Source organism: Bacillus coahuilensis m4-4 (assembly GCF_000171615.1).
GTDB lineage: Bacteria > Bacillota > Bacilli > Bacillales > Bacillaceae_K > Bacillus_T > Bacillus_T coahuilensis.
On sequence record NZ_ABFU01000035.1, the window covers coordinates 1 to 9,012 of the forward strand.

11 protein-coding genes and 3 pseudogenes are annotated in these 9,012 nt (G+C 33.6%); 12 read left to right on the plus strand and 2 right to left on the minus strand.

All coding sequences use genetic code 11. The annotated features are described in order from the left end of the window. Window positions 1-110: 110 nt before the first annotated feature. A pseudogene (gene msrA, locus M44_RS21860) lies at window positions 111-529 on the minus strand (peptide-methionine (S)-S-oxide reductase MsrA); the annotation flags it as partial. Between the two features lie 271 nt (window positions 530-800). Here msrA and M44_RS21865 point away from each other — a divergent pair. Together M44_RS21865 and M44_RS28125 are read left to right on the plus strand one after the other, a co-directional pair. Then, a complete protein-coding gene (locus tag M44_RS21865; RefSeq protein ID WP_237705251.1) occupies window positions 801-1,397 on the plus strand; it encodes a DUF1206 domain-containing protein in 597 nt (198 codons plus the stop codon). Between the two features lie 23 nt (window positions 1,398-1,420). Then, window positions 1,421-1,618, plus strand: coding sequence for a DUF1206 domain-containing protein (locus tag M44_RS28125; RefSeq protein WP_237705252.1), 198 nt, complete (start codon window positions 1,421-1,423; stop codon window positions 1,616-1,618). Between the two features lie 13 nt (window positions 1,619-1,631). Here M44_RS28125 and M44_RS28940 read toward each other — a convergent pair whose 3' ends face one another. After that, entirely contained in the window at window positions 1,632-1,760 is a 129-nt protein-coding gene (locus M44_RS28940; RefSeq protein WP_010172884.1) for a hypothetical protein, read from the minus strand. Between the two features lie 217 nt (window positions 1,761-1,977). On the opposite strand from M44_RS28940, the gene M44_RS26930 reads away from it, so the two are divergent. The 10 genes and pseudogenes from M44_RS26930 to M44_RS25175 all read left to right on the plus strand — a co-directional run. Continuing rightward, complete coding sequence (locus M44_RS26930) at window positions 1,978-2,121, plus strand: hypothetical protein (protein WP_010172885.1); 144 nt, start codon at window positions 1,978-1,980, stop codon at window positions 2,119-2,121. After that, entirely contained in the window at window positions 2,099-2,266 is a 168-nt protein-coding gene (locus M44_RS26935; RefSeq protein WP_010172887.1) for a hypothetical protein, read from the plus strand. Before M44_RS26930 ends, M44_RS26935 begins: the two co-directional genes overlap by 23 nt. Before the next feature lie 93 nt (window positions 2,267-2,359). Beyond that, window positions 2,360-2,833 carry a spore coat protein gene (locus M44_RS09160; RefSeq protein WP_010172889.1) on the plus strand — a complete coding sequence of 158 codons (474 nt, stop codon included), beginning with the start codon at window positions 2,360-2,362 and terminating at the stop codon, window positions 2,831-2,833. A 594-nt stretch (window positions 2,834-3,427) separates the two neighbouring features. Next, window positions 3,428-4,745 (plus strand): annotated as a pseudogene (locus M44_RS21870) (aminotransferase). A gap of 80 nt (window positions 4,746-4,825) precedes the next feature. After that, window positions 4,826-5,287, plus strand: coding sequence for a GNAT family N-acetyltransferase (locus tag M44_RS21875; RefSeq protein ID WP_010172895.1), 462 nt, complete (start codon window positions 4,826-4,828; stop codon window positions 5,285-5,287). Window positions 5,288-5,591: 304 nt separating this feature from the next. Continuing rightward, window positions 5,592-6,383, plus strand: a complete 792-nt coding sequence (locus M44_RS21880) for a DUF1002 domain-containing protein (RefSeq protein ID WP_010172897.1) — start codon at window positions 5,592-5,594, stop codon at window positions 6,381-6,383. Window positions 6,384-6,544: 161 nt separating this feature from the next. Next, window positions 6,545-7,504 (plus strand): hypothetical protein, encoded by a 960-nt coding sequence (locus tag M44_RS09180; protein WP_010172898.1) that lies wholly within the window; start codon window positions 6,545-6,547, stop codon window positions 7,502-7,504. 110 nt (window positions 7,505-7,614) lie between these two features. Further along, entirely contained in the window at window positions 7,615-7,824 is a 210-nt protein-coding gene (locus M44_RS09185; protein ID WP_010172899.1) for a hypothetical protein, read from the plus strand. A gap of 19 nt (window positions 7,825-7,843) precedes the next feature. Continuing rightward, entirely contained in the window at window positions 7,844-8,707 is an 864-nt protein-coding gene (locus tag M44_RS27330; RefSeq protein WP_050770952.1) for a DHH family phosphoesterase, read from the plus strand. Between the two features lie 16 nt (window positions 8,708-8,723). Further along, a pseudogene (locus tag M44_RS25175) lies at window positions 8,724-9,012 on the plus strand (oligoribonuclease); the annotation flags it as partial.

The following is a 9,012-nucleotide window of genomic DNA, read 5'->3' on the forward strand; positions in this document are numbered from 1 at the left end:
TTCCAATTGCTTTGAATAAACTCATCTCGTCCAGACTTAGCACGGTCTTCTTTATATTCTTTAGGCGATTTTTTATAAAAATCTTGATGATAGTCTTCTGCTTCATAAAAGTGAGTTGCAGGTAAGATTTCCGTAACGATAGGTTGTTTAAAACGACCACTAAGTTGTATAGCTTGTTTGGTTTGTTCAGCCAATTGTTTTTGCCTATCGTTATGGTAAAAATTGCTGTTCTATATTGATTTCCACGATCTTGAAATTGTCCTCCGTCATCGGTTGGATCAATTTGAGGCCAATATAATTCTAGTAATTTTTCATAGGGAAATACTTCAGGGTCAAACTCAATACGAACTACTTCATAATGTCCAGTAGTTCCTGTTTTAACTTGCTCATAAGTGGGATTGTTAATATGACCTCCAGAATACCCTGATAGGATACCATAAATTCCTGGTAGCTCATCAAATGGTTTCACCATACACCAAAAACAACCTCCGGCAAACGTTGCAAATTCTCTTGAATGTTTCAAATTCATTCCCCCAACTCATATAATGAATTGAGTCTATCACCTTTAGTATATTAACGCAATCCATTTAATTTGTTCGGTTTACTTTTATGTTCCTTGACAATATTTTTTCCTTTTAAGGTGAAAAGTACTCATGATCTTTATACATTTTCTTCTCTTTCACAAATTGCAGCCTCCTTTTCCAATAGGATGGTTCCTTTTACTATATTTATTCAATTCTGTTTAACTTCAAAAGATTTTTGGGTAAACGATTGGTATAAACGTATAAGGAGTGAACTATATGAACGAAAAACAAGTGGCAAAACAAGAAATTAAACCATGGATTAAAAATTTTGCTCGGTTCGGTTATATGTCAAAAGGGGTAGTGTACATCCTTATTGGTGTATTATCTTTACTTGCTGCGATAGGTACTGGAGGTAAAACCACAGATTCCACTGGTGCGTTAGAGAGCGTTGGGAGTAAGCCGTATGGTGATATTCTCCTTTGGATTATAGCCTTAGGACTAACAGGCTATGTTGTATGGAAAATCATCCAAGCTGTTAATGATCCCGAAAACAATAGTAATGAAAAGAAATCACTTATTAGAAGAGTCTTTTATATTGTTACGGCTGTCATTTACAGTTTTCTAACGTATAAAGCCATAACAATTGCTATTAAAGACTCTTCATCTAATGGAGGAAATTCACAACAAACCATTTCAAGTTGGTTATTAGGTCAGGCATTTGGACAATGGATAATCGGTGCTATTGGAATTATTATTATTGGATATGGAGTGGTTGAATTATATAACGGATGGAAAGAAAAATTCACCAAACATTTTCAACGCTCTAAGATGAATGATAAAGAGTTTGAACTTGGAAAAAAGCAGGGAAGTTAGGATTAATAGCAAGAGGAATTGTATTGGGTATTATTGGAATTTTCTTTATTCAAACAGCTATAACAGCACAACCTGAAAAAACAAAAGGACTAGATGGAGCTTTATCTGAAATTGCTTCGCAAAGCTACGGGCAGATTTTGTTAGCGCTGGTTGCGATTGGATTAACCTTATACGGAGTGTTTCAAATCATTAAAGGTAAAAATAGAAATATGGTGCTATAAAAAAAGGTTGAGTTCATTCAACCTTTTTCTTTTTCTTCTGTTCTTTTGCAGAGAATACACTCATTTCTGGTTCATCACTCATTTGTTGTTCAGCTAAATTTTTTGCAGCTTCATGTTGGTTAGCTTGTTTATTTTTACCCATCTTCAATCTCCTTTCCACTTTCTACATCCTATTATTAGTTAATTTCATTTAAATATGTAGAAATACCAATTATATCTCCTTTTAATATTAAATATTTATTTTTAACCCAGTACAAGTAGAAATAGTCTATTGTCTTCATGATTATAGGTTATTAGCCGTACCCTCTAGAAAATAGTTGAATATACTTTAGTAATGAATTATTAGGAGGTGTAGGTAAATGGGAGAAAAGTTTAATCAAGAAAAGGTTGCTGAGTTGTCTAATGAGCTGGTAAACGTATTAGTGACAAGTATTATTACTAAATATGTTGATACAGACGAGCAAGTGAATGAAATAACAGATGCACAAAAAGGAAAAAATTAAAAGCATTGTTGAAGGATTAAAAACGCAAGTAGATGATTTTGTAAACGGAGAAGAACAAAAAGATGAAGTAGCCAAAGAAGTTGAAAGCAAGCTATCACCATTACAAGAAATTCTTAAACGAAAAAGAGAAAAGAATGATAAATAGGAAAGAATGTGCTAAAGACTATCAGCAAATGTCTAAGCAAAAATAGAGTAAAGCCATACTATAAGAGTAGAAGAGAAAGGAGGGGATGACATAGTGAATAGATTAGAAGGTTATGGAGAATGGAGTGCATTTGACGGGGCGTCTCGTCACCCAATGAAAGCAGCAGCTGCTCCTACAGCATGTAGAAATGATGATGAAGGGGTATTTTCGAACTTAGATCAAGCTGAATTAGTAGAGCAAGCTTCAAAGGAATTAATAGTGATCAGAAACTCTGCTAATATCGATGTTAGAACTACCGATACTCAAGTAGCATTATCTTTGCAGGCAGCATTACAAGTCGCTATTGCACTTGTAATCAACTTAACAATTCTTGACAGCAGCCGTGCTGAGAAAGTGACACAAGATTTGCTTCAATTGACACAATTAAGACAATCTAACAAACAATCTATCGTTATTGAAAACTCATGTGATGTTGAAGTTAGAACAGAAGATACTGATATTGTTCTATCCATTCAGTTACTTTTACAAATTCTTTTAACGATTGTAGTTGTATTAGATATCTTATAATCAATCTGGGAGCTTCGTCTTTGGACAAGTTCCCTATTTTTATTTAGTTTTCTTCTTACTAGTTATATGCATAGTCATATAAAAGGGTTAGGAATATATATAAAACAAGAAGGTAGAATTGATCAGAGTCATCAATCTATCTTTTTTAAGCATACAAGGAAGGAGCGAATGATATGTATTATCATCATTGTAAAAAGGACAAGTATACTTGCAAAGATAAGAAAAAAGTTTAGTTCATATTTGCTATTCAGATCGTCCGTGTATATTTAGAAATATACTTCCTGCTGAAGTTATGCCAAGTAGACACTATAAATAAATAAGGATGAGGAGGCTGACTCAAAAGGTCGAAAAATGTACGTTTTTTTTTGTAGTCACCTCTTTTCTTTTTATTATTTTAGATTTTCACATCTGTTCATTTTGATTAGATTGATTCTCGCTGCAGGTCCGAGACTCCGAGGGAAATAGCGGAATTTTTTGTTAAAAAGAAGAAGGTGTCCAAATAAAATATACTTTTGGGACATCCTCTTATTTTTAACTTTTTAGTTATTTCTTATTTCCATTCCTTTTGAATATGTTTTACATAAAGGAGGGATTATGATGGAATTGAAAAAGTTAGATGAAGAATTAGTGTTTCATTCGTTTAGGCCATATAATCCAAATCAAACAATGCTGATTGAAGAAGCAAAAGGTGTATATATTTTTGATAGTAAGGGGGAGAAATATCTAGATGGTATGGCTGGACTGTGGTGTGTAAATGTTGGATACGGTAGGGATGAGTTGGCGGAAGCCGCCTATAAACAATTAAAAAAAATGCCGTACTATCCTCTAACTCATACACACGAGACGGTTATTAAATTGGCTGAAAAGCTAACCTCTTGGTTAGAAGACGATTATGTATATATTTTTTCTAATAGTGGATCTGAAGCAAATGAAACGGCATTTAAACTAGCAAAACAATTTCATGATCAAAACGGAGATCATCATAGGCATAAAATTATATCTAGATATAGAGGTTATCATGGAAACACTTTTGGTGCCTTAGCGGCTACTGGTCAAGCTCAAAGAAAATTTAAATATGAACCTCTTGGATCAAATTTTATTCATATACCTCCTCCAGATTCTTATCGAGCTCCTCAAGTGGATACAGTAGAATATTTAGATCAAATTATGACATGGGAATTAAGTGAAACCATTTCTGCCTTTATCATGGAACCCATAATTACTGGAGGAGGTATATTAATGCCACCTGAAGATTACCTTTCTCGTGTAGAACAGGTGTGTAAAAAGCATGGTGCTTTATTAATAATAGATGAAGTAATTTGTGGGTTTGGGAGAACAGGAAAGAAGTTTGGGTTTCAACATGAACATGTACGCCCAGACATAGTTACCATGGCCAAAGGCTTAACGAGTGGGTATCTGCCGTTGTCAGTGACAGCTATCAAGCGGGACATATTTGAAAAGTTTAAAGGACAAGAGAAATATGATTATTTTAGGCATATTAATACTTTCGGTGGAAATCCAGCCGCATGTGCAGTCGCTTTAGAAAACCTGTCAATTATGGAAAATGAAAATCTAGTAGAAAAAAGTGCAATTTTAGGAAGGGAAGCTTTAGCGATTTTAACAACAAATCTGTCAGAGATTAGGATAGTAGGAGATATTAGAGGAAAAGGATTGTTAATTGGGATTGAGATGGTAGAAGATCAAACGAACTAAAAAACCTGTTACTGAAGAAGTTTTGAATAAAATAGTAAACTATTGTAAAGATGAGAACGTGTTAATTGGGAAAAATGGTGCTACTGTTAACGGCTTTAATAACATCATTGCACTCTCCCCACCGTTAATTATTTCAAGGGATGAGTTACATCATTTATTAGATACAGTTATAGACGCTATAAAAAACGTAGTAGAATAATTTGTGGGTAAGAAGAAAAATGTTCATTTTCTTCTTACCATGTTACTATATGGTAAAAGTCATAGCACATGGAGGTATTTGTGGTACATTTAGAAAAAGCATCTTTGGATGAACTATACATTATGCAAGAGATATTAAACTCCCAACCAGATTATTTAAAAGAAGAGAACGGAAAGGATTTTAGAACGAAAAAAGAGATTGAACAAGAATTTTTTCAAGAGGGATTGTTGACTTATTTCATTAAATTGGAGGATACGTACATAGGATTAATTCATTACATGAAAAACCACAAGAAAGACAACGCTCCTTGGATAGGACTATTGATACTACATTCATGGTATGTAGGCCACGGCTTTGCACAAACTGCCTATCACTTGTTACAAGAATCCATTCTGAAGCAGTACAAAGAAGTATATATCGGAATAGTTCCAGAAAACCATAGAGCACGTAAATTTTGGGAACGCAATAAGTTTAAAATGGTGGAAGAACGACAGTATAGAGGAAGTATTGTAGATGTGTATAAAAAGAGTTTGTCGAAATAAAGAAAAATTTACTTCATTTTGCGCTTGCCTTGGAAATAAAAAAGTAGTATATGTAAGTAAAGCACTAAGTGCTTTACTGGTAGGATGATCGAAACTTCAACTAGACTTTCGTTGATAGCTATATCTTAATCTCCAAGCCTAGGAGATTCAACAAACAATTTATGGTAACTACTTAAGATGGGGGAATGATTATGAAATATATTAGCAGTATCCTTAGTTTTTTCCTATTACTTTTTTTAGTACAAGTTATGCAGGAGCAGATGATTCGAGTTCCACTAAGCAATCTATTAACGAGAAATTTGGCTTGCCAATTGTTGCTTATGGTGGATCATTAAATGAAAACCAATTGCAACAAGTTAAAGAGCTTTTGAACGTGACGGATTCTTCTATGGTGGAAGAGATCACCGTAACAGGTGAAGATTTAGCTAAATATATACAAGGTGAAAATCGTAATGCAAATATGTATTCATCGGCAAAAATTACTCGTCAGGAAGCTGAAAAAGGGATTGAAATTATTATTGTTACGCCAGAAGACATTACTGAAGTGACAGAATCCATGTACGCGAACGCATTAATTACAGCTGGAGTAGAAGGTGCGATCATTGAAGTAGCTTCTCCTGTAACAGTTTCTGGACATTCGGCATTAACAGGGATTTACAAAGCTTATGATGTAGAAGGAATTACGTTAGATGCTGATCGAATGGAAGTAGCGAATGAGGAGCTTACGATTGCAACAGAACTTGTTGAAGGCACAGGAATTGACCAAGAGCAAGTCAGTGAACTATTAACTGAGATTAAAAAGCAAATTGCAGAACAAAACCCTGCTACAAAAGAAGATGTACAAAAAATTGTGGAGGAACAGCTTTCCAAGTTGAATATAGAGTTAAATGAAGAAGATAGACAAATGCTCATTGATCTTTTCGATAAAATGAGAGCTCTAGAGATTGATTTTGGTGGGATGAAAGATCAATTAAATGAATTAACAAAAGACATCCAAGACCAGTTAGATCAAATTATTCAAAACGATACATTTTGGGCAGAGGTAAAGAGTTTCTTCCAAAGTATTGTCGATTTTTTTACTAGGTTTACTTGGTGAAAGTTAAGTGAAATTGTTTATTATTGGTATTTTTGAAATTAATTTGCTATACTGACCTTATTCTGAATGTACCGACATTTCTCTAGATGTGTCGGTTTTTTTTGTCGCCTTGTTGTTCTTTATATAGAACAAACCATTTCTTTAAGAGGAGGAAATCCGTTATGTTCCTTGATTATCATTTAAAAGACCAGATAGTATTGAATTCTAATTTTGTTGAATGTCCAGTAGATGGTTGTCATTACTTAGTGGAGAGACAAATAGGATCGTTTAAAAAGTCATCTGAATTTTTATGTCCTCATCATTCCATTTATATTTCTCCTTCAACATATGAATATGAGGATATGAGAGATAATTTATTATGGAAAGATCCTACAGAAATTGAGTTGCTTCAACGTATACTTCAAGTGAAACGAGTCAATCGTATAGGAAGAGAGCGAAGTGAAGATGCTGTAATATGGAATATATTCCGTTATCTAAAGAGAAATGCTAAGCTAGATTCTTTCATAGGTTCTTTATTACAGACAAACATAGAAGTTAATACTATGTATTATTGGGGGTACGATGAGTTAAAAGGGACAATTTGGCAACCTTTAAATGAAGTTAGAAGTATCCTAAATGAGTTCATAATTACAGAACCAGATATACTATTAGAGACAAACGACACACTAATCCTACTAAATGGAAATGTACATGGTAACATTTCCATTAAACCGAATTCATCAAAATTAATACAGCCCTATTTACATCAACTCGAACATAATGACTTATTTAAAACATCTATAGATATGATTAGCTTTCTTACCAAACATTATAATTTAGCAAAATTATGGTTTTTAGGAAACTATCTCAGCAGATTTAATAAGAAGAAGTTTATCTTCATAACAATTTATAATGAAAGCCGTTCAAATGTTATGAGAATGAACGATTTTCAAAATACTTGTATTACGATAAATGGTAATCAACAATTCTTACCTGTAACCTGGTCTACTTTTCATAGTCATTTAGTTCAGTTAGAATCAGATGAAGAATTTGGCATTCTCGAAAACTATTTACTACATAAAACATTCGGTTATCAAAATGGAAAATTAAAGAGGGCATTCCCTACATTAGTCACGTACTAATAAAGGTTTCTTCGATGCCTCGATTAGTTTTTTACATTGAAAGGATAGTCGTTGTATAATAGGTGATAGCAAATTGATAGTATCAGCTAGATAATAGAAAGGGCTGAATCTTGTTGTCGAATTCGGAACGTTACCAATTAAATGTAAGAGTAAGTAAAGACACACATAAAATGTTAGAAGAGATTGTTTTATTTTATGAGGAGAATACAAAGTTTGGACGAGTATACAAAGGTGATGTGTTAGCGGATATTATTGAAAAAGCGTACGAACAAATGAATAAAACAAAAAGCAATGAAACGTTATTATTAGGAGAAAGTTAATACTTGGAGGAAAGACGACATGGAACTATACACACACAACGACTTAGACGGTATTTCTTGTGGAATATTAGCCAAACTAGCCTATGGAAAAAAGGTGAATGTTTCATATTTGTCAATAGGAGCATTCCATCATAAATTAAGTAAAGTATTTGAAACAAAAGAGGCAGCGAATATTTTTGTCACTGACCTTTCTGTTCAAGGTGAAGAAATTGACCATATTAACCAATTGATAGACGAAGGCGGCTCCTTTACATTAATTGATCATCATCAATCCGCGTTTGAGTTAAACGAGTATGATTGGGCAACGGTAACAGTAGAATCTTCTAATGGCATAAAAGAATGCGCAACTTCATTATATTACAGGTATTTAATCAACGAAGGTACTTTAAAGGAAAGTACCATATTAAATGAATATGTGGAGCATGTGCGACAATACGATGTCTGGGATTGGGAGAAAAATAATAATGTAATCGCAAAGCAATTAAATGATTTGCTTACTCTTATGTCTTTTGAGGAATACGAGTCGAGAATACGATCAAAAATAGAATCGGATGAAGAATTTACTTTTGATCAGTTTGAGAGTAATCTACTTTCTATTGAAGAAGAAAGAATGAATCGATACATTTCTCGGAAAAAACGAAGTGTTTTTCAAGTTGAATTTCAAAACCATTTAGTAGGTATCGTGTATGCAGATTCTTACATATCTGAGTTAGGAAATACGTTAGGAAAATTATATAGTCACCTTGATTACATTGCGATTTTAAATTTAGGTAATAAAAGGTTGAGTTTACGAACGATACATGACCATATAGATGTATCAAAAGTAGCTAGTACACTGCACGGGGGGAGGGCATCAAAAAGCTTCAGGAGCAACTTTAACTGAAGAGGCATTTGAAGCAATGGTCATTGCTGCTTATAAAGCAGAACCACTGCACATGGATGCTACGGATAATCAATTTAATGTGAAAGAAAACAAAGATGGTGTATTGTACGTTAACTCAGAAGGTACAAGAATCTGGGTCTATTATCGAGATGGATCATGGTATATCAATGAAAATTTACATCATACATTGGATCATGATTTCTCTTCATTTGGAGAGGCAGAAAGGTATATTAAAAAAACCTATCTTGCAGGTTTAGCTAAAGACCGCTCGTTTGTCTCTTACTTATTAGAGAAACTGCATCAAG

What these genes read in the sequence shown, in the direction of transcription:
- M44_RS09180 (WP_010172898.1), top strand. Translation starts at nt 6,545, where the DNA reads ATGTTCCTTGATTATCATTTAAAAGACCAGATAGTATTGAATTCTAAT.
- M44_RS26935 (WP_010172887.1), top strand. Translation starts at nt 2,099, where the DNA reads ATGCACAAAAAGGAAAAAATTAAAAGCATTGTTGAAGGATTAAAAACG.
- M44_RS26930 (WP_010172885.1), top strand. Translation starts at nt 1,978, where the DNA reads ATGGGAGAAAAGTTTAATCAAGAAAAGGTTGCTGAGTTGTCTAATGAG.
- M44_RS21865 (WP_237705251.1), top strand. Translation starts at nt 801, where the DNA reads ATGAACGAAAAACAAGTGGCAAAACAAGAAATTAAACCATGGATTAAA.
- M44_RS27330 (WP_050770952.1), top strand. Translation starts at nt 7,844, where the DNA reads ATGGAACTATACACACACAACGACTTAGACGGTATTTCTTGTGGAATA.
- M44_RS28940 (WP_010172884.1), bottom strand. Translation starts at nt 1,760, where the DNA reads ATGGGTAAAAATAAACAAGCTAACCAACATGAAGCTGCAAAAAATTTA.